14 protein-coding genes are annotated in these 20800 nt (G+C 68.5%); 9 read left to right on the top strand and 5 right to left on the bottom strand.

Features of this window, described 5'->3' with window-relative positions; translation table 11 throughout:
• Positions 1 to 176: 176 nt before the first annotated feature.
• The 5 genes from ACQY39_RS09645 to uraH form a co-directional block, all read right to left on the bottom strand.
• Entirely contained in the window at positions 177 to 6260 is a 6084-nt protein-coding gene (locus ACQY39_RS09645; protein WP_428505642.1) for a CHAT domain-containing protein, read from the bottom strand.
• A gap of 18 nt (positions 6261 to 6278) precedes the next feature.
• Positions 6279 to 7226, bottom strand: a complete 948-nt coding sequence (locus ACQY39_RS09640) for a caspase family protein (protein ID WP_428505640.1) — start codon at positions 7224 to 7226, stop codon at positions 6279 to 6281.
• A 217-nt stretch (positions 7227 to 7443) separates the two neighbouring features.
• Positions 7444 to 8676 (bottom strand): glycerophosphodiester phosphodiesterase family protein, encoded by a 1233-nt coding sequence (locus ACQY39_RS09635; RefSeq protein ID WP_428505638.1) that lies wholly within the window; start codon positions 8674 to 8676, stop codon positions 7444 to 7446.
• A 759-nt stretch (positions 8677 to 9435) separates the two neighbouring features.
• Positions 9436 to 10269: a xanthine dehydrogenase accessory protein XdhC gene (xdhC, locus tag ACQY39_RS09630; protein WP_428505636.1), complete on the bottom strand. Its 834-nt coding sequence runs from the start codon at positions 10267 to 10269 to the stop codon at positions 9436 to 9438.
• A gap of 21 nt (positions 10270 to 10290) precedes the next feature.
• Complete coding sequence (gene uraH, locus ACQY39_RS09625; protein WP_428505634.1) at positions 10291 to 10647, bottom strand: hydroxyisourate hydrolase; 357 nt, start codon at positions 10645 to 10647, stop codon at positions 10291 to 10293.
• 62 nt (positions 10648 to 10709) lie between these two features.
• Between uraH and ACQY39_RS09620 the strand changes: the two genes are divergently transcribed.
• From ACQY39_RS09620 to ACQY39_RS09580, 9 genes are all read left to right on the top strand, one after another.
• A complete protein-coding gene (locus tag ACQY39_RS09620; protein ID WP_428505632.1) occupies positions 10710 to 11423 on the top strand; it encodes a GntR family transcriptional regulator in 714 nt (237 codons plus the stop codon).
• A complete protein-coding gene (gene puuE, locus ACQY39_RS09615) occupies positions 11420 to 12391 on the top strand; it encodes an allantoinase PuuE (RefSeq protein WP_428505630.1) in 972 nt (323 codons plus the stop codon). The genes ACQY39_RS09620 and puuE overlap by 4 nt, the downstream gene beginning before the upstream one ends.
• Before the next feature lie 3 nt (positions 12392 to 12394).
• Positions 12395 to 14182, top strand: a complete 1788-nt coding sequence (gene uraD / locus ACQY39_RS09610) for a 2-oxo-4-hydroxy-4-carboxy-5-ureidoimidazoline decarboxylase (RefSeq protein WP_428505628.1) — start codon at positions 12395 to 12397, stop codon at positions 14180 to 14182.
• A complete protein-coding gene (locus tag ACQY39_RS09605) occupies positions 14179 to 15459 on the top strand; it encodes a M20/M25/M40 family metallo-hydrolase (RefSeq protein ID WP_428505626.1) in 1281 nt (426 codons plus the stop codon). The genes uraD and ACQY39_RS09605 overlap by 4 nt, the downstream gene beginning before the upstream one ends.
• 38 nt (positions 15460 to 15497) lie before the next feature.
• The gene (locus tag ACQY39_RS09600; protein WP_428505624.1) at positions 15498 to 15968 is read left to right on the top strand and encodes a copper chaperone PCu(A)C; all 471 of its coding nucleotides are present in this window, start codon (positions 15498 to 15500) and stop codon (positions 15966 to 15968) included.
• Positions 15969 to 16017: 49 nt separating this feature from the next.
• Entirely contained in the window at positions 16018 to 16431 is a 414-nt protein-coding gene (locus ACQY39_RS09595) for a DUF2946 family protein (RefSeq protein ID WP_428505622.1), read from the top strand.
• A 139-nt stretch (positions 16432 to 16570) separates the two neighbouring features.
• On the top strand, positions 16571 to 18967 hold the full coding sequence (locus ACQY39_RS09590; RefSeq protein ID WP_428505620.1) for a TonB-dependent receptor: 2397 nt from the start codon (positions 16571 to 16573) through the stop codon (positions 18965 to 18967).
• 17 nt (positions 18968 to 18984) lie between these two features.
• On the top strand, positions 18985 to 20235 hold the full coding sequence (locus ACQY39_RS09585) for a hypothetical protein (protein ID WP_428505618.1): 1251 nt from the start codon (positions 18985 to 18987) through the stop codon (positions 20233 to 20235).
• Positions 20207 to 20725: a hypothetical protein gene (locus ACQY39_RS09580; RefSeq protein WP_428505616.1), complete on the top strand. Its 519-nt coding sequence runs from the start codon at positions 20207 to 20209 to the stop codon at positions 20723 to 20725. The genes ACQY39_RS09585 and ACQY39_RS09580 overlap by 29 nt, the downstream gene beginning before the upstream one ends.
• Positions 20726 to 20800: the final 75 nt, after the last annotated feature.

Below are 20800 nucleotides of genomic sequence, written 5' to 3'. Positions count from 1 at the left end.
CACCACAGGCGGGCGCTGTGAGCTGCAATCCCTGTCGCGTGGGGCCAGCGCAATGCCTGGCCCGACTCCTCTGCCGGCGCCTCGTGCCGCCGAGGCTGCACGCTGGGACGGCAGCGCTCCGCTGCGACGAGTGGGCAAAGTGTATACAGTTCCGCCCGCCTCGATAAGGCGGGTTTTCAGCGGCGGCGCGACTTGACGGCCTTGGCCGCGGCCTTTGGAGTGGCCCTTGGAGTGGCAGTCACGCTCGCCTTCCCGGGCGCCTTCACTGCGGCCTTCGCTCCCACTTTCACCCCCGCCTTGGCCGCCCGTTTCACCGCACCGCCGGCCGGCTTGAGCACGGCATCGTCCGGAGTGGCCGCCGGGGCTCGCTCGCTGGCCATGGCCCGCCCTGGCAGCAGGCGTGCGGCCAGCTCGGCCAGATGCGCGGCCGTTCGCTCGAGCGCGCCGTCATGGAACTGCACCAAGGCCAGGGCCTCATGGAAGCGGGCCAGGCGCTCCAGGCGCTTGACCATGGCCTCCAGCTGTGCCGGCCGGGCCGTCACACCTTGCAAAGCCTCCAGATATGTGGCGGCCAGGTCCTCGTAGGCGCGCCGCCCGTCCTCGCCGTCCCGGCCGAGGCTGCCGTCCAGCAGGCGCTCGACCAACAAAGCCTCGGGCTGGATCAGCAAGTCCCAGGGGCTGGGCTCGATGGCGAACTTCTGCGCCGCGCTGCGCCGGCATTGCTGGGCCAGGGCGATGGCTGCGTCGCGCTGGGCCGGGCTTTGCCAATCGGTCAGCGCATCCAGCGCCAGACGGTAAAGCGCATGGCAGGGGCTGAAGTTCTCGCTACCCGGCTGGCCCTCGCCGGCCTGGTAGGCCGCCACGCTGCGCTGCAAGGCTTGGTTCATCAGGCGCGCCGCCTCATCACGCTGGGCCGGGTCCAGGCGGGTGCTGAGCAGGCGGCGCGCCTGCAGGCCTGCCAGGCGCTGCCAGGCGCTGCCGCGCAAGGCCGTGCGTTCGCTGTGGCTGGATGGAGCCGGGGCCTGGGCCTGGGCCTCACCCTGCGGCCCGGCCAGCAAGGCATCGAGACCATCCAGACGCTGCAAGGCCAGTTCGATCAGGGCGCTGCCATGACCGTCCAGCGGCTTGCCGGCCGACCACGCGGCCACCGCCTCGGCCTCGCCGAGCCGGGTTTCCACATCGACCAGCTTTTCCAGATCCGAGATGGGCACCGCACCGGCCCGATCCACCGATTGCACGGCATGCAGCAAGGCTTCGCGCGCCAGGGCCAGCTGGCCAAGCTCCATCCAGGTCCTGCCCAAGGCCGACTGCAGCTGCGGCAGTTGCAGCCAGCCGGCCGGGCAGCGCTGCGCCAAGGACGTTCGCACCTGCTCACCCAAAGCGGCCAGCTCGCGTTCGCTCAAGGGTTCGCGGCGGCGCGACAACTCGGCACGCAGCCGTGCCAGTTCATCCAGCAATTCCTCGGGCGAGACATAGGCCGGCGGGCCGTCGCCGCCGGATTCCCCACCGCCATAGCCCTGCGCCTGACCGGCCGGTTCAGCCAGCCAGCCCGGGTCGCCGTAAGCTTGAAATGCGCCCCAGGTGATGTCCTCGGGGTGGCTGTCCCAGACCGCGCGCCGGGCACGGAAGACGGCGTCGCCGAAAGTCTGGCGGCGCAGGAGCAGCTGCTCGTAGAAGACCTCACCGAAACGCCGCGCCGACTCGTCGTTGACGGCCCAACCGGCGACGATGACGCAGCGCACGCCGATCTCGATCAACTCACGCGCCACGCTGGCGGCCAGCTTGTTGCTGCCCTGACCCTTGCCCGCCGGGTCCACCTGGCCGAGGTGGCAGCAGTTCAGGAACACCAGCTCGGGCACGGTCTCCATCGCGTCGATTTCGGCCGCGGTGATCAACAGACCATCGGACAGCAGCACGCCGCTGCGTGCCTGGCCGTCGGCATGGACGAGATTGAAGACGCCGTGGGCCGAGATGTGCAGCAGGCGCCAAGGCCGGCTGTAGAGCTTGGCCAGCACATCGCTGGCGCGCAGCCAGTTGCCCACCAGGGGCTCGACCTCGTAGCCGATGCGGCTCAACAAAGACGCCGTCTGGTTGCCCTCGGCTTCGGCACCGGGCAGATCAGGCGGCGTGCCGCTGGGCTGGCCGCCGATCAGCGGGAAGCCCTTGGCAAAGCCTTCGCTGCTGGGGTTGGCAATCACCAGGGCGCGGCGGCCGCTGCCCTGACGCACCACATTGCGGAAGCGTGGCGAGGCCAGCTGGCGCACCACCGCCGTGCGCAGGGCCAGGGGCAACTTTTCTTCGCTCGGCCGCTCGGGGTCGTCGGCCAGCAGCAGCTCCCAGGGCAGATTGGCGGTGTAGGCATCGACCACCAGCACCACCCGGTCCAGCTGCCGCGCCGCATCCTTGAAGTCATGCGGCACCATCAGCTGGAACAGCAGGCGACCGAAGTCCTCGTTCCAGCTCGGGTTGCCGATCTGCTGGCTGACCAGTTGCTCAATCAGACCGGGCTGGCGCTGCAAGGCCACCGATTCGGCCCGTGCGCGCTGGCCGACATAGGTGTAGCGCAGGCGCTGGGCCAAGGGCGCAGCGGCCGTGCCCTCGGCGGCGGGCGCATCGGCGTTGCGGTCGGCATCGGCAATGATCAGGCGCGGCCAGTAGCTGGCACTGCCAGCATCGAAGAGGCGCGAGCGCCAACCCTCGCCCTGGGCGAGCTCGGGGCGGCACAGCAGGGCCGTGCCCTGGCGCTCGGCCTGGGCGCTCAGCGGCGCACTGAGCTGGCGCAAGGCATAGGTGGCGCTGATGGCGGTGTCGAGGTAAAGCTCGATCAGATCCAGGCGGCCGATGCGGATGTTCAGACCGGTGGTGGCAAAAAAGCGCGCATTGGCCTCCATCACGCCGCGCACCAGGGCCTCCACCGAGGCGGCCACGGTCAGATTGGCCGAAGAGTTATAGCCCAGCAGCAGGCTGGCCAGAGGCAGCTCGCGCTCGCCCTTGCCCAGCACGTCGATGACTTGCAGCAGGTAGCGCAGCGCCCCGGTGCGCACCGCCTCGGTCAGGTCGGCCGGGTTGAGTGGCCGGTCATAGGAACCCAGGCCGGTCACCAGCGCGCCGCTGAAATGGCCACGTCGGCGCTCGGCGTCGCCGGGCACGCGCAGCACCACCGTGGCCGTGCCGCGGCTGCCCGCGTACAAGCCCAGGCTGTGGCGCTCGCTGAGCTCGCCGTTGAGCAACTCACGGTCGATCAGGCTCTCGGCGCCGGCAATCGGGTCGCGCTCGTAATGCCCAACCAGGATGGGGTCGGTGACAAAACGCAGGTCCATGGCACGCACCTGCACCTCGAGTCGGCGCTTGGTCCGGGCCGGCACGCGGTCGCGCGAGGAGGCCCCGAGCAGGCCGCGCAGCAGGGCATCAGGGTCTTCGGCGCTCGGCGGGCCGGCGTCGTAATGGGTGGGCGTGGCCAGTTCGATGGCGCGTTGCGCCGGTGGGTTGACGGCCAGGCGGGCGGTGTGGCCCGAGGTCAACAGTTCGACCAGGGCGCCAAAGTAGGCGGCGCTGGCGGTCAGATCTCCATGGGCCACCGGCATGTAGAAGAAGCGGCCGATGCCGCCGATGCGGCCGGAGTCCCAGCTGACCGTGCCGTCCCCGCGCGTGGTGCCCACCATCTTCAGGCGGCGCGATTCGCCCGAGCCTTCGATGCGAATGCCGCAGGGAGTGTTGGGCGCCTGGCCGAAGATGTAGATGCTCTTGGCGGTGTAGGCCGCGGGCAGGCTGGGTTGGGCCAGGCCGTCCTGCTGCCAAAGCCAGCTGGCGGCGTCCAGCACGGGCTGCGGCGGTGTGCCGGCGCGGCCCTTGCCGAACCAGAAATCGCGCACCAGGCCTTTCAGCTCGGCCCAGGTTTCGGCCTGCTGGTAGGCCAGGCTGGCGCCGCCCTCGGGCAGGCCCTGGAAGGTGTCGACAAAGCCAGGCTTGGGCAGCAGCTGCAGCGCGCCGCGGAAGCCGGCGATGATGTCCAGCACCTCCTGCATATCGTGCGCCATGTCCAGGCGCACCAAGGTGCGCAAGGTGTCTCCCTTGCCGATCAGGTTCTCGACCATGGAATGCGCGCCCTGGTGCGGCGTGCCCAGCATCAGCAGGCGGGCGCCCTCGCGGGCCATCAGCGTGTCCATGACGGCGCGGCGCTTGTGGATGCAGGCACGCACCACCAAGCCGCCCATGCTGTGGGCCAGCAGGCGGATGGGCTGATCGCTCTCCTTCAACAGGCGGTCGAGGAACTCGCCCAGGCGCTCGGCCAGCACATCGAGCGGCTGGCGCCAGTCGTAGGGGAAAGGCTCGACGCGGTGGCTGGTAGCCAGCTGTTCGCAGAGCTTGCCGTAGAACATGGCGAACAGCTCGTCGGCCTCCACGCCTGCTCCGCTGTCCTGCCAGGCCAGCTTCTCGAGCCCGCCGGCGGCGATGTCCAGCGGGTCGAACCAGACCCGGTCCTTGGGCCCGGCACGCAGGTGCGAACCCATCACGCCAGGCAGCACGACGACGATGGGCCGCAGGTCGGCGCCAACCGCGCGGCTGGCGCTCGCCTCCAGGGCGGCGGCCATGGCCGCGGCAAAGCCTGCCTGATCCGGCAGTGCATGGAAGGCCGGCAGCTTGGCAGGCTCGGCATGGGTCAGCCAGTCACGCAAAGCGCCGCGCGTGTCGGCATTGACGAAGTAGCGGAAATGCGAGACATCGGCGCCGCGGTCGAACAGCACGCGGGCATCGAACTTGGGCGCGACACCGGCCAGCATGGCGCTGGTGTTGACGACCAAATCGTTGTCGTCCATGTCAAAGAGCAGGTAGTCGGTCAGCATCACGCCGAGCCGGCGCAGCAGGCTCCCGCCCTCGATGTCGCCGGCGATCACCGACATCTGCGTGCCCGGCCGCACCGGCGCCTCGCGCAGCAGGCGCGCCAGCGGCGAGTCGGGCAGCATGGCCTCGATGCCGGGCACCAAGTGGGCATCGGTGCGGTTCTTGGCGATCTCGATCACCACGCGCTTGAAGGCCGAGTACAGCGGGCTGCCGAAGAACACCGGCACACGGCCGATCAGGGTCAAGAGGCCGGACAGGAAGACATCGAAATTGCCGCTGGCCAGCTTGGTGCCGCTGGCGGGCGAGGCGGCGCGCACATAACGCTGCACCACCAGGCGGCGCTTGCGCAGCACGGTGGCCAGAGTGCGCAGCTGCTCGCGCTGCTCGGCATGGGCCGTGTCGAGCTCGCCGCGGATGCGCTGGTTCTCCGCTTCATCGGCCACACCCATGCCCTCGAAGGCATAGGCGTACTGCTCGATCAGCCGGTCGAAGTCACCCAGACAGAGCAGGTCGGCCACCAAGCCGCCGCGTGAATGCGACACCAGGTTGACATGGGCACCGATGGGCAAAGAGCTCGCCAGGGCAATGGCGTTCTCGATCGGGCTCTCGGACAGCGTGCGGTGCTCGAAGCCGAAGATACCGCCGGGGAAGCGCGCCTCCAGCGCGCCCCAGAGGTCGCGGTCACAGCTGCGCAGCTCGCCAAAGCTGCCCAAGGTGCTGGAGCCTGTACCGTGAACGAAGACCAGCAGGGGCTGGGCGGTGGCCGGATCGACCGGCGTGTCCAGATCAAGCCCGCTGGGGGCCAGGTCTTGCGCCTTGCCCGTGGCCGAGACCCAGCGGTAGAGGCCGGGCTCCTGGTCCAACTGGCTCTCGATCGCCCACATCAGAACGCGCGTGCCGGCCCAGCTGACACCCAGCTCGGCCTTGTCCGCCAGCTTGCTCAGGGCCAGCTGGATGATGGCGTCAGGCTTGTCGCCGGCCACAAAGCTGAACACCTTGCTGATCAGGCCACCGGCCGCCTCGCCCAGGCCGCGGCTGGGTGCAGCGCCTTGCTGGCGCAGCTGCTCCAGCAGGATGGCTCCGGTCTCGGGGTCCAGCAACTCGGGGTGGCTGAGCTGCAGGCTCTGCTGCAGACGCGCGACGCTGGTGATCAAGCTGCTGCCATCGGCCAGCTCGATCAGCAGCAAGGTTTCGGGCGCCAGATCGCTGCGCTGCGGCGCGGCAGCGGCCGCACTGCTGCGCGCCGCCGGGCTCAGCTCGTAGCTGGCCAGAGGCTGCAGATAGCCATCGGGCAAGAACACATCGGCCTGCTCCTGTGCGGTGCCGGCCGCACGCGTGGCCGGGTTCAGCAGCTGCGGCAGCTTCGCCTGGGCGGCGGCGCGCGCACTGAGGTGGAGGGAAATCTTGGCAGCAGGCATGGCGGGCTCCGACTCGGCTCAAACAGTGAAAGGCTTCTGCGCCAGAAAGCTGGCGGCGGCACCGAGCACGAACAAATTGGGCGACTGGCTGGGCGGCAAGCCGGCACGGATGCGGGCATGGAAGGATGAATAGTTGCCAGTGAAGGCGCCGTTGTTCCAGATCTTGAGCAGCTGGCCGGTGAAGGCGCCATTGTGTGCGCCGTCCATGGAGGTCTGGTTGTCCTGGCAGCCAGAAATCAAGACCACGGCCGGGCGGAAGGCACCGACCAAGTTGGTGGCATGGGCTGCGGCGCCGACCAGGGCCAGCGCAGCATCGGGGTCCACCGCGACCTTGGTCGCAGCCGCCAGCACCTCGTTCTGCAAATCGTCGTAAAAGGCCTTGTGCTCGCGGTAGACGCGGTTGGCCACTTCTTCGGGCATGAGCTTGGGGCGCTGATCCACCGGCGGCGGCGGCGCGGGGAAGGCACGGGTGACGCTGCCGCTGTGGCAGCTGTCGGACAGCACCAGGATGCGCACGCCGGCGGCGAAGCGGCTGAGCTCGAAATAGAGCTCGTCGTCGATCAGCTGACCGTCGTAGAGACACCAGGTCTCGTCCTTCTTGTCGGGCTCGTCGCCGTTGGCGTCTCCAACCTGGCCGCCATGACCCGAATAGCTGAGCAGGTAAAAATCACCTGACTTCAGCGTCTTGGCGGCCGCGCGCATCTGCGCCAGCACAGCGGCGCGGGTGGCCTTCTTGGTCAGCAGCACCGAAGGCTTGGCAATGCCCTTGGACTTGGCGATCGCTGCCATGTCATTGGCATCGAATTCGCAAGCGGCCAGAGGGCCGCTCCAGCCGCCATAAGCCGCCGGGCTGACGGCATTGAGCCCGATATGCAAGGACGCCGCCTTGGGCTTGGGCATGGGCACCGGAAGGGGCTTGGCGGCGGCGGCCGGAGTCTTGGACGCGGCGCGGGTTTTGCTGGCCATGGTTTTTGTCTCCTGAAAAAGAGTGCTGAGGGTTGGCCAGCAGTCCCGCCCAGGAGGGCCGACGCGGAGCCGGCGGCCATCTTGGGCGACATGCGCAGCGGACGAAACCCCTAGGTTCAGGATGGTGAAGCGATGCGGCATCCTGCGGCCATAAAAAAACCGCCCAGGGATCAGCGGGGCGGTTTGTTCGGGAGCGGCTGCAGCTGCAGCGCCGGGGTCAGACCTTGCGGCGGCGACCCAGCCAGCCGATCACACCCAGGCCGCTGAGCAGCAGCACATAGGTCTGCGGCTCGGGCACCGCGGCAAGGGCGGCGACACCGGTGTCGGTGAAGTCGGTGAAGATGCCGTCCACGCCCAGCTTCAGATAGGCTTCCATTTCCTTCTGCGGATCGTTGAAGCCCAGCATGGAGGCGTCGTTGCGGAAGGTCCAGGTGTGCACGAACAGGCCGTTGGCATGGGCCGCTTCGATCACGCCGGTGCTGCCGTCGACGCGGCGGTCCTGGCCGTTGATCACGCCATCGCCGGTGCGGTCCACGCCGTCAGCCACGGTCTTGAGCAGATAGGGCTTCCAGGGGCCGACGCCGTCGGCATAGGTCGCGACGAAGGACAGGCCGACATTGCTGACCAGATCGGCAAAGGTCAGCTTGCCATTGCGCACGGCCACATCGAAGGGGCGGTCGTAAGGTGCCACCAGAGACATCGAACCGTCGGCATTGACGTCATCGGCATCGACCAACTGCACCAGCTTGATGTCCGTCTTGGTGTTCAGGTACTGCAGATTGCTGACTTCAAAGCTCTGGATGAAGACCGGAGCCGAGCCCGTGTTGCCGTAGGCGGCATGCAGGGTCGAGACCAGCTTGTCTTCGAAGTAAGTCTTGCCGAAACCCAGGCTCTGCGACACGCCTTGCATGTACGTCGAGTGCTTGAGTTCGGGATAGATGCCGATGGTGCGGCCGGTCTCGATGCTCTTAGCCTTGGCCAGGGCGATCACCTCGTCCAGAGTCGGCACCTTGAACTGGCCATCGAACTCGGTCGGGCGGCCGGCGCGGGTTTGCATGGCGCCCAGGGTCTTGAGCTCGGCCAGGGTGAAGTCCTCGACGAAGAACTGGTTCGTGTACTTGACGCCGTCGATGGTCTTGGTGGTCATGCGGTCGGCGAACTGGGCCAGCGAGCGCACATTGGTCGAGTCACCGATCACCGGCTCATGACGGGCGACCAGGATGCCGTCGCGGGTCATCACCAGATCGGGCTCGATGTAGTTGGCACCCAGCTGAATCGCCTTGGCATAGCCTTCCAGCGTGTGCTCCGGCAGATAGCCCGAAGCGCCGCGGTGGGCAATCACCAAGGGGGCGTTGCCGTCCAAGGTGTTCCAGGCCTGGGCCGGTGCAGCGGCCAGGCCGACCAAGGCTGCCACAGCGGCCAGGGCGGTTTGATTGAATTTCGTAGGCATGGGAATCTCTCCGGTCAACAGCATCAGGATGGGCGCCATATTCCCGATTTCGCGTGAAACTTCTTACCGCAGCGGCGAAGTCTTATGAGCCGTTCGGACTATTTCGAATCACCCAAGCCCGACATCGCTCGCGACAGGATCGGCGACGGGATGCGGCACATTGCAGCCTTCTTGTTCTCCCTCGTGAGGCCCTGCAGTCCGGGCCGCCGCCGGGCTCATGGTTCCGGGGTCGGCCCTGGCGGGCCGACTGCCTTGCGCTGCTCGCGCCTCGGGGCTGGCGCATAACTCTCTTCACTCACTGCGTTCGTTTCGTTCAGACAGACGCGCCAAGTCAGAGCTTGAAGCGCGCGGGTACGCGCGCGCCCCGAGCCGCTGCGCTGCTCAGCCCTTCACAAATCGCCCAGCGGCGGCCCGAACTGCAGGGCGCTTGCATAGCGGTCGATCTGCCCCTCGACGGTGGAACACGCCACCTTCGGAGGTGGCTCGGCACGACGACGGGCGATTTGTGCGCGGCCGAGAGCGCAGCGGAGCGGCTCAGGCGCGCGCCGAAGCATGCTTCAAGCGCGCTTCAAGCACTGACTCGGTGCCACTGTTTGACCACAGTGAGCGCAGCGAACGGAGGGAGTTTGGCGCCGCTGAGCCGCGCAGTGAGCACCGAGGGGAGTCGGCTCGTAGAGCCGACCCGGGCACCATGAGCACGGCGGCGGGCCGAGCCACCGCAGCACGGAAACCCGGATACCGAACTTCCGCTATGCGCCGTCAGCCGCCGCTCAGCTGAAGCAACTGCGCCACCACCGCCACCGCAATCACCTCGGGCTGCTTGCCAGAGATGCCGGGCAAGCCGATCGGGCAGCGCACCTGGGCCAGTTCGGCCTCGCTGAAGCCACGCGCCAGCAGGCGCTGGCGGAAGCTCGCCCATTTGCTGGCACTGCCGATCAGGCCGATGAAGGGCAGATCGCCGCGCTCGCGCTGGCGCGCCAGGCAGGCGGCGACGATGTCCAGATCTTCGGCATGGCTGAAGCTCATGATCAGCACCTGCGAGCCCGAGGCAAGACCTGGCACCGCGGCCTGCACCGGCTGCGAGTGCTCGGCCAAATGGACTTGCGCCGCCAGCTCGGGCGGAAAGACCCCGTCGCGGCTGTCCAGCCATTGCAGCTCAAACGGCAGATCGATCAAGAGCTTGACGATGGCCCGCCCGACATGGCCGCCGCCGAACAAGGCCACCGGCTGGCGCGACTCCGGCGCCAGCAATCGGGCGCGCAGGCCAGCAATGTCTGCCGGCCCCAGGCGCTCGAAGCGCAGCTGCACCACGCCGCCGCAGCATTGGCCCAGACTGGGGCCCAGGGCATAGCGGCGCAGAACGCCGCCCGGTTCCGGTCCATTCGCAGCCAGCAAAGCCCTCGCTTCAGCACTGGCGTCGAACTCCAGCCGGCCGCCGCCAATGCTGCCGATCTGCTCCCCGGCACTGAGCGCCATCCAGGCCCCCAGCTCGCGCGGCCCGCTGCCCTGCACGCCGGCCACGCGCACCAGCACCGCGGGCTGCCGCGTCAACAGCAATTCCAGCGCGGCGATCTCGCGGCTCAATGCACTCATGTCGATGGAATCCCGAGCCGCTCAGCTGCCACGGTAGGTGGAATAGCTCCAGGGGCTGAGCAAGAGCGGCACGTGGTAGTGCGAGCCCGCATCGGCAATGCCGAAATCCAGCGGCACTTCATCCAGAAAGGCCGGCTCCGGCAAGGCCACGGCGCGCGACTTGAAGTAGGCCGCCGCCGCGAAGACCAGGCGGTAGCGGCCGGGCTGAAAGGCCTCGCCTTCCAGCAGCGGCGCTGGGGCGCGACCGTCGGCATTCAGCGTCAGGCTTTGCAGCAGCTGCGGGCTGCCGCTGGCGTCCAGGCGGTAGAGGCGCACAGCCATGCCGGCGGCCGGGCTGCCGTGCATGGTGTCCAGCACATGGGTGGTGAGCTTGCCCATCGAAATCTCCGTCGGCCAAGCATGACCGCAACAAACCCAAAGTGTATACACTTCAGCACACAATGCGAGCCAAAGCCCCGCCCCCTGCCCTTTCAAGCCCAGCCCCCGATGTGGAACCGGCTTCGAGCACCGAGCGCATCACGGCAGCCATCACCGCAGCCATCGTCGAGCGCCGCTTGATGCCGGGCACCAAGCTGGCCGAACAGAAGCTGGCGGACATTTTTTCCGTCTCGCGCACCCTGGTGCGCCAGGCCCTGAACCAACTCAGCCGTGACCGCCTGGTGACGCTGACGCCGGCACGCGGCGCCTTTGTGGCCGAGCCCAGCGTGGAGGAAGCGCGCCAGGTCTTCGAGGTGCGGCGCATGCTCGAATCCAGCCTGCTGGCCCAGCTGGTCGAGCGCATCACGCCGGCCCAGCTGGCCGAGCTTCGCCAGCACCTCCAGGCCGAGGCCCAGGCCATCGCCCGCACCGATGTGCCCGGCCGCACCCGGCTGCTGGCCGATTTCCACCGTCTGCTGGCGCGCATGCAGGGCAATGAGGTGCTGGCCCAGCTGCTGGGTGACTTGCTCTCGCGCAGCTCGCTGATCTCGCTGATGTACCAGAGCGACCACTCGGCGGCCGAGTCGCATGCCGAGCATGTGGCCCTGGTCGACGCGCTGGAGGCACGCGACAAGCGCGCGGTGCAAAAGCTGCTGCGCGATCACCTGGGCCATGTGGAAACCAGCCTGCGCTTGCAGCCACGTGTGGCCGACCTGGCCCAGGCCCTGAAGTCATGAGCACCTCTCATCTGGAGCACCAAGACATGAGCTACCCCCGCGACCTGATCGGCTACGGCGCCCAGCCGCCGCAGGCCCAATGGCCCGGCCAGGCCCGCATCGCCCTGCAGTTCGTCCTGAACTACGAGGAAGGCGGCGAAAACTCGGTGCTGCACGGCGATGCCGGCAGCGAGCAGTTCCTGTCCGAGATGTTCAGCCCGCCGGCCTTTCCGGCGCGGCACCTGAGCATGGAAGGCATTTATGAGTACGGCTCGCGCGTCGGCGTCTGGCGATTGCTGCGCGAGTTCGAGCGGCGCGGCCTGCCGCTGACCGTGTTCGGCGTGTCCATGGCCCTGGAGCGCCACCCCGAGCTCTGCAGCGCCTTGCAAAGCCTGGGCCATGAGGTGGCCTGCCACGGCTGGCGCTGGATCAGCTACCAGAACGTGGACGAGGCCACCGAGCGCGAGCACCTGCAGCGCGGCATGGACATCCTGACCCGCTTGCTGGGCGAGCGCCCGCTGGGCTGGTACACCGGCCGCGACAGCCCGAACACCCGCCGCCTGGTGGCCGACTTCGGTGGTTTCGAGTACGACAGCGACTACTACGGCGACGACCTGCCCTTCTGGCTGAACGTGCGCAAGAGCGACGGCAGCCTGGCGCCGCAGTTGGTGCTGCCCTACACGCTCGACTGCAATGACATGCGCTTCGCCCTGCCCCAGGGTTTCAGCCATGGCGACGAGTTCTTCGAATACCTGCGCGACAGCTTCGATGTGCTGTATGCCGAAGGCGCAGAGACTCCTCGCATGATGAGCGTGGGCATGCATTGCCGTTTGCTCGGCCGACCCGGCCGCATGCGAGCGCTGCAGCGCTTTCTGGACCATGTGCAGCAACACGATCGCGTCTGGATCTGCCGCCGCATCGACATCGCCCGCCACTGGCGCGCCACCCACCCCTTCGACGCCAACACCGCCTTTGTCTGGGAACGCTGAGCCATGAGCCTGAACCTGAACACCCTGAACGCGGCCAGCGTCGAGGATTTCGTCGCCCTGCTGGACGGCGTCTACGAGCACTCACCCTGGATCGCCCGCCGGGCTGCCGCCGCACAGCCTCTCAAGACATTGACGGCGCTGAAGCAAGCCTTGGCCCTGGTGGTGCGCGAGGCCAGCGAGTCCGAGCAGCTGGGCCTGATCCGCGCCCACCCCGAGCTGGCCGGCAAGGCCATGCTGGCGCGCAGCCTGACGGCTGAATCCACGGGAGAGCAAAGCCGCGCGGGCTTGAGCGACTGCAGCCCCGAGGAGTTCGCGCGCATCCAGCAGCTCAACACCGACTACAACGCACGCTTCGGCTGGCCCTTCATCCTGGCCGTGCGCGGGCCGCGTGGCCTGGGCCTGAGCCGGGCCGAGATCATCGCCACGTTTGCGCGCCGCCTGGCCCAGCCGGCCGATGTGGAACGGGCCGAGTGCCTGCGCCAGATCCACCGCATCGCCGAGATCCGCTTGAATGACAAGATCGGCGTCGAGCCCATCCTGGGCAACCGCATCTGGGATTGGGCACAGGCGCTGGCCCAGCATTCCGAGCCGGGCTTTCGCGAGGCGGGCCAGTTGACCGTCACCTACCTGACCGAGGCCCACCAGGCCGTGGCCGCGCAGCTGCAGACCTGGATGCGTGAATGCGGCTTCGACGAAGTGAACCTCGACGCGGTCGGCAATGTCGTCGGCACTTATCACGGTGCCCGACCTGATGCACCACGCCTGCTGACCGGCAGCCACTACGACACCGTGCGCAATGCCGGCCCGCACGACGGCCGCCTCGGCGTGCTGCTGCCCATGGCCTGCGTGCGCGAGCTTCGTGCTGCCGGGCGACGCCTGCCCTTTGCCATCGAGGTGGTGGCGTTTTCCGAGGAGGAAGGCCAGCGCTACCCGGCCACCTTCCTGGGCTCCAGCGCCCTGACGGGACAGTTCGACCCTGCCTGGCTGGAGCTGCAAGACCGCGAGGGCATCTCCATGCGCGCAGCCATGCAGGCCGCCGGCCTGCCGGGCACGATGGAGGCCATCGCGGCGCTGGCGCGCGACCCGAGCAGCTACCTCGGCTTCGTCGAGGTGCACATCGAACAAGGCCCCGTGCTGCACGGGCAAGACCTGGCCCTGGGCGTGGTCACGTCCATCAACGGCAGCCGGCGCTACCTCGGTGAGGTGATCGGTCAGGCGGCGCACGCCGGCACCACGCCCATGGGCCAGCGGCGCGATGCGGCGGCCGCAGTGGCCGAGCTGCTGCTATCTGTTGAGCAGCTGGCGGCCGCTGGCGCCGAGACTGTTGGCACCGTGGGTCAGCTGCAAGTGCCGGCCGGTTCCGTCAATGTGATCCCCGGCCGCTGCCAGTTCAGCCTGGACCTGCGTGCGCCCAGCGACGCCGCCCGCGACGCGCTGGACGCCGAGGTGCGCGAGGCGCTGATCCGCATCTGCGAGCGGCGCGGCCTGAGCTGGACGCTGCAGCCCACTCTGGCCGCCAATGCCGCGCCCAGCGACCCGAGCTGGCAAGCCCGCTGGGAGCGCGCCGTGGCCGCCACCGGCTGCCAGGTCTTCCAGCTGCCCTCAGGCGCTGGCCATGACGCGATGAAGCTGCATGAGCGCATGCCCCAGGCCATGCTCTTCGTGCGCGGACAGAACGAGGGCATCAGCCACAACCCGCTGGAGTCGACGAACAACGATGACATCGAGCTGGCCGCCCAGGCTTTCACCCATCTGCTGGATCACCTGGCCGCGGAGGGCCACACGCCATGACAAACGCTGCGCTGAATTACGCCAAGCTCGACGCTTGGGTCGACGCCCATTTCGACGAGGAAGTGCGCTATCTGCAAGCCCTGGTGCAGGTGCCCACCGACACACCGCCGGGCAACAACGCACCCCATGCCGAGCGCACCGCCGAGCTGCTGGCGGCAATGAGCCTGAGCGCCGAAAAGCACGCCGTGCCCGCCGAACTGGTGCAGGCCCAGGGCATGGAGAGCATCACCAACCTGATCGTGCGCCGGCGCTATGCGGAGGGCGGCCCGGTGGTGGCGCTCAATGCCCACGGTGATGTCGTACCGCCCGGCGAGGGCTGGAGCCATGGGCCCTACAGCGGCGAGATCGTCGATGGCCGCCTGTATGGCCGCGCGGCCGCCGTGAGCAAGAGTGATTTCGCCAGCTACACCTTCGCCCTGCGCGCGCTGGAGGCCCTGCAGGCCGAGGGCGCCGTGACCCTGCGCGGCGGCCTGGAGCTGCACTTCACCTACGACGAAGAATTCGGCGGCGAGCTGGGCCCGGGCTGGCTGCTCAAGCAAGGCCTCAGCAAGCCCGACCTGCTGCTGGCCGCCGGCTTCAGCTACCAGGTGGTGACGGCACACAACGGCTGCTTACAGCTCGAAGTGACCGTCCACGGCCGCGCCTCGCACGCGGCCTACCCCAGCACCGGCATTGACGCGCTGCAAGGCGCGGTGGCGATTCTGCAAGTGCTCTACGCCCAGAACGATCTGTACCAGAAGATCAGCTCCGAGGTGCCTGGCATCAATCACCCCTACCTCAACGTCGGCCGCATCGAGGGCGGCAGCAACACCAATGTCGTGCCCGGCCGTGTGGTATTCAAGCTCGACCGACGCATGATTCCCGAGGAAGACCCGGTGGCGGTGGAAGCGAATCTGCGTGAGCTGATCCGCGGCGCCGCGGCCCGCTGCGGCGGCAACGCCGCCGGCGTGACGGTGGACATCAAACGCCTGCTGCTGGCCCGCTCGCTCAAGCCCCAGGCCGGCAACAAGCCTCTGGTCGAGGCCCTGCAGAAACATGGCGAAGCCGTGTTCGGCGAGCCCATCCCGACCTCGGGCACGCCGCTCTACACCGATGTGCGGCTCTACGGCGAACACGGCATTCCGGCCGCCATCTACGGCGCCGGGCCGCGCACGGTGCTGGAGAGCAATGCCAAGCGGGCTGACGAGCACCTGCAGCTGGAAGACCTGCGCCGCGCCACCCAGGTGATCGCACGGACGCTTCTGGATCTGCTCTGCCCGGCGCCCAGTGCCACCTAGAATCAATTTTTCCTAGCAACCTGATTGAGCGCCTCACCATGACTTTCCTGACTCGTGTTTTCGCCGCCGCTTCCTTCAGCCTGCTGGCCAGCGCCAGCAGCTGGGCCCAGGTGGAGGTCAGCCAGCCCTGGGTGCGCGCCACCGTGGCCCCGCAAAAAGCCACCGGTGCTTTCGTGCAACTCAAGGCCAAGAGCGACAGCCGCCTGGTCGAGGTGCGCTCCTCGGTGGCCGGCGTGGCCGAGATCCACGAGATGAAGATGGAAGGCAGCACCATGAAGATGCGTGCCATTGAGGGCCTGGATCTGCCGGCTGGCCAGCTGGTCGAGCTCAAACCCGGCAGCTTCCACATCATGCTGATGGACCTGAAGAAGCCGCTGGCTGCCGGCGAAGCCGTGGACCTGACCCTGGTGTTCGAAGGCCGTGACAAGAAGCGCGTCGAACAAGAGATCAAGGCCGAGGCCCGCGCCATGGGCAAGCCCGCCGCGGCCGAGCACGCCCACAAGCATTGATGATCCAGCGCAAGCGGCCGACCCAGGCCACTTGCCTACAATCGCGCCCGTGCTTCATCTGACCCCGCTCCGCCGCCATGCCCGCTTCTTCAGCGGCTGGGTGGCCTGCTGCGTGCTGCTGATGGCACTGGCGCCGGCCTTGAGCCAGGTGCTGGGCGCCCTGCGCGGTGAGCCCAGCAGCTGGAGCCAGATCTGCCGCAGCAGCGTGGTCTCGCCACGCGCACAGCAGTCGGTGCTGGCCGCGCGCCAGGCGGCGGACAAGGATTCGCTGCACGGCCTGTTCCACCATTGCCCGGCCTGCGATCTGCAGGCACAGCAGGCGGCTGCCCCGCCACCTAGCTTGCAGGCCCTGCCCCTGCTCAGCTCACTCCGCCAGGCCATGCCGGTGCGCTTCCTCAGCGCGCCGCAAAGCATGCATGCCTGGGCGCCGCCGCAGTCGCGCGCGCCACCCACCGCGGCCTGATCCACCGCATGCGGCCGGCCTTTGGCCGCCGCCCTGGCTCTGAGCCGGACCGCCGCTCTCGCACCGGCCCAGCCAGCCCTTGATTGATCGATCTGCCACAGCCGCCGCGCTGTGCGCACTGCCACCCGGATTCCGCTCCATGTCGACCCCTGTTTCTGCCGGCCGCTGCGCCGCCCTGCCCCGCCGCCGCGCCCTCGTGCTCGCGCTGTCCGCCCTCTTCCCGCTGGCCGTCGCCCAGGCCCAAGGCGTGGCCACCGACCAGCAGCTCGCCCCGGTGCGGGTCACGGGCGCTGCGCTGCGCTCCGGCCTGGCCGCCCATCTGCCCAGCAACAGCGTCAGCAAGACCGCCGAGGACCTGCGCGATCAGAACCTCTTCAACCCTGAGGACGCGCTGAAATACCTGCCCAACACCAGCATCCGCAAGCGCTATATCGGTGACCGCAATTCGATGATCGGCGGCCGCAGCTTCGGCACCCTGCAACCGGGCCGCGGCCTGGCCTATGTGGACGGCTACCTGATCAGCAACTTCCTCGGTCGCTTTGACGGCCCGCGCTGGAACATGATCACGCCCGAGGCGATCGCTCGCGTCGACATGCTCTATGGCCCCTTCTCGGCCATTTACCCCGGCAACTCGATCGGCACCACGGTGGTGACGACCGAGCGCGAGCCGCGCGGCTTGGAAGCCTCAGCAAGGCTGACCGGCTACAGCCAACGCTTCTCGCAGTACGGCCAGGCCGACAGCTACGGCGGCCACCAGCTCTCGGCCTATGTCGGCAACCGCCTGGATTCGGGCCTCTGGTACACGGCCAGCTTGAACCATCAGAACTCGACCTCGCAGCCGATGAACTACTACAGCGCCGGCGTGAACGCCAAGACCGGCGCCTTCGACCCGGCCAAACCGGGCGACAAGATCGTCACCGGCATCGTCTACGACCGTGACCCCAAGGGCGCGGCACGCGCCGTCTTCGGCGCCAGCGGCGGCGCCATCGACCACACGGTGCAGGACATGCTCAAGCTGAAGGCGGGCTATGCCTTCACACCCGAGCTGATGGCCAGCGCCATGCTGGGCCTGTGGACCAATGACACGCAGAACAGCAACCGGCCGTTCTTGCGCGACGCGGCCGGCAACACCGTCTGGTCGGGCGCGGTCAGCGACGGCGTGAATCGCTTCGTCATCCCCGACAGCGCCTTCGCGCCGTCCAGCCGCGACGAACTGCACCGCCACGGCGGCCTGACCCTGAAGACCCGCTACGCCAGCGGCTGGAATGCCTCCCTGGTCTATTCCAACTACCGCATCCTGCGCGATATCGCGGCCCAGGCGAACCTGCCCGAGCCGTTGGCCCAAGCGGGCGGCGAAGGCCTGTGGACGCGCCGCGACGGCACCGGCTGGAACACCCTGGAGCTGCAGGCCGCTTACAGCCCGGTGGCCGGCGACTGGGGTGATGGCCGCCATGCCCTGACCCTGGGTCTGCATCGCAATGCCTACCTGCTCAACAGCCCCAGCCGCAAGGCGCCGAACTGGCTGAGCGGCGAGACGGTGCTGACGCAAAGCTACAGTGGCCGCAGCGAGGTGATTGCCGCCTACGCCCAGGACGCCTGGAAGCTGCAGCCCGACCTGACCCTGACCCTGGGTCTGCGCCAGGAGCAGTTCCGCACCAGGGACGGCCTGCAGCTGCTGCGCGTGAGCAGTTGCAAGACGGATGCCGGCGTGCAATGCGAGGACCAGAGCGATGGCAGCTTCCTGCGCCGACTGGCCTACGCCGAGCGCAAGCTCAGCGGCAGCTCGCCCAAGGCCTCCCTGGCCTGGAACGCCCAGTCCGATCTGAGCCTGAAGGCGAGCTTCGGCCGCGGCGTGCGCTTCCCCAATGTGGAAGAGCTGTACAACGGCACCTTCACCGCCACCTCGCAAACCCAGAGCGACCCGAACCTGAAGGCCGAGCGCTCAAACGCACTGGAGTTCAGCGCCGAAAAGGACTGGGAGCTGCAGCGCCTGCGCGTCTCGCTGTTCCATGACGATGTGCGCGACGCCATCCTGCGCCAGAGCGACACCAGCGTGCTGCCCAGCGTGACCCGGGTCTCCAATGTGGACCGGGTGCGCACCTACGGCCTGGAGCTGGTCTGGCAGACCCAGGATCTGTTCATCCAGGGCCTGAGCCTTGATGTCAACGCGGCCTTTGCCCATTCCAAAGTGCTGGCCAATGCACGTGACCCGCAAAGCGTGGGCAAATGGTGGCTGCGTGTGCCCAAGGTCCGCGCCAATGTGCTGGCTGCCTACCGGCCGAACAGCCGCTGGATGGCCAGCCTCGGCCTGCGCCACTCGGGCCGCGCCTACAACGACAGCTACAACCTCGACAGCAATCCGAATGTCTACGGCGGCGTCTCGTCCTTCACCTTTGTGGACCTGCGCGGCAGCGTCCAGCTGAGCCCCAAGTTCGAGCTGGCCCTGGGTCTGGACAATGCCACGGACCGCCGTGGCTACCAGGCCCACCCCTACCCCGGCCGCACCCTGTTCACCGAAATCCGGGCCCGCTACTGAGTGAAGAAGGGATCCACATGACGACACGATTGCACAGACTATGCGCCGCTTTCAGCCTGGCGGCCACGCTGCTGCCGGCCGCCTGGGCGCAGCATGGCGGAGACCATGCCGCGGCGGCAGCCCGGCCGGCCAAGACCGGCAAGCCCGCCTTGGCCGTGGGCGCGGCCTTCTCGCCCGCGGGCGAACTCTGGCTCAGCGGCCTGGACGAGCAAGGCCGGCTGTTTGTGCAGCGCAGCGCCGATGAGGGGCGCAGCTGGACAGCGCCGCGCCTGCTGGACATCGCCGGCGAGAAGCCGGTCGCCGACGGCGAGAACCGGCCCAAGATCGCCTTCGGCCCGCAAGCCACCGTGGTGATCAGCTACACGCGGCCGCTGGCCAAGCCCTACACCGGCGAGATCCGCATGCTGCGCTCAACAGACGGCGGCGCCAGCTTCGGCCCGCCCTTCACCGTGCACGCGGACCGGCAAGTCATCACCCACCGCTTCGAATCGATCGCCTTCGATGCGCGCGGCGTGCTGCACACGGTCTGGATCGACAAGCGCGATCTGGAGCTGAGCAAGACCGCCGCGGCCCAGGGCAAGCCGACCGGCAAGCCCTACCGCGGCGCCGCCATCTACCGCAATGAATCGACGGATGGCGGCGCGAGCTTCGGGCCTGATCTGAAGGTGGCCGATCACAGCTGCGAATGCTGCCGCATCGCCCTGAGCCCCACGCCCGAGGGCGGCATGGCGGCGCTCTGGCGCCATGTCTTCGAGCCGAATGAGCGTGACCATGGCTTTGCACTGCTGCAGGGCGCGGCCTCGGAGCCGCCTGCCGCGCCGGTGCGGGCCAGCCTGGACCGCTGGGCCGTGGATGCCTGCCCGCACCACGGCCCAGGCCTCACGCCGGCCGAGGGCGGTGGCTACCACGCCGTCTGGTTCGGCCTGCGCGGCGGCGAGGCGGCCGTGCGCTATGGCCGGCTGGACGCCCAGGGCCGCCCGCTTGGCGCCGTCCAGGCCTTGCCCGATGCCGGGGCCGAGCATGCCGATGTGATCGCGGCCGGCCCGGAGCTGGCCATCGTCTGGCGCAGCTTCGACGGCGCGACGCAGAGCCAGCGCCTGCGCGCCTGGCTGTCCAGCGACGGCGGCCGCAGCTTCCAGCTGCGCGAACTGGCCGCCACCGGCCTGAACAACGACCACCCCCGCCTGCTGCGCCACGGCCAGCGGCTCTACGCGCTCTGGCGCACCCAGGAGCAGATCCATGTCATTGCCCTCAAGAACTCGCCCTGAAGCGAGATGGCGGACTCAGGCCCTCGGCCTGGCGGCCTGGCTGCTGCTGGCCGCGGCGCCGGCCCAGGCCAAGCGCCAGGTGGAAGCCTTCGACAGCCAGGCCTGGGCGCAGCTGCAGGCGAGCCTGAAGACGCCGGCCCTGGTGGTCTTCTCCACCACCGACTGCGGCCACTGCCCCGCCGTGCTGGCCCAGCTGGCAGCCGCGCCAGAGCGCAAGCGCCAGCGCGCCCCGCTGATCGCCGTCGTCATGGACCAGGCCCCTGGCGAGGATGACAGCGGGCTGCTGGCCAACCCGCATTACAAGCGCGCCGACCGGGTCTTCGCCTTTCAGGGCCAGGCTGCCGCCCTGCGCTACAGCGTCGACCCCGGCTGGCGTGGCATCACCCCCTATATCGCGCTGCTGCGCCCCGGGCGGCCGGTGCAATGGGTGCTGGGCCCACCGCAGGCCGAGGACCTGGCCGCCTGGGCCCGATCCAGGCCGGGCCAGTGAACGTCCTGAGAACAAGCGCCCTACGCCCGGTCTGATTCGCCTTTCCTGCAAGGCGCTTCCCCCGATGATGCGTGC

Origin of the sequence: Roseateles sp. (assembly GCF_965262435.1) — a bacterium.
In the GTDB taxonomy this organism is placed as follows: Bacteria; Pseudomonadota; Gammaproteobacteria; order Burkholderiales; family Burkholderiaceae_C; genus Paucibacter_A.
Note: the sequence above shows the minus strand (reverse complement) of the source record. Positions and strands in the feature narration are given on the sequence as shown.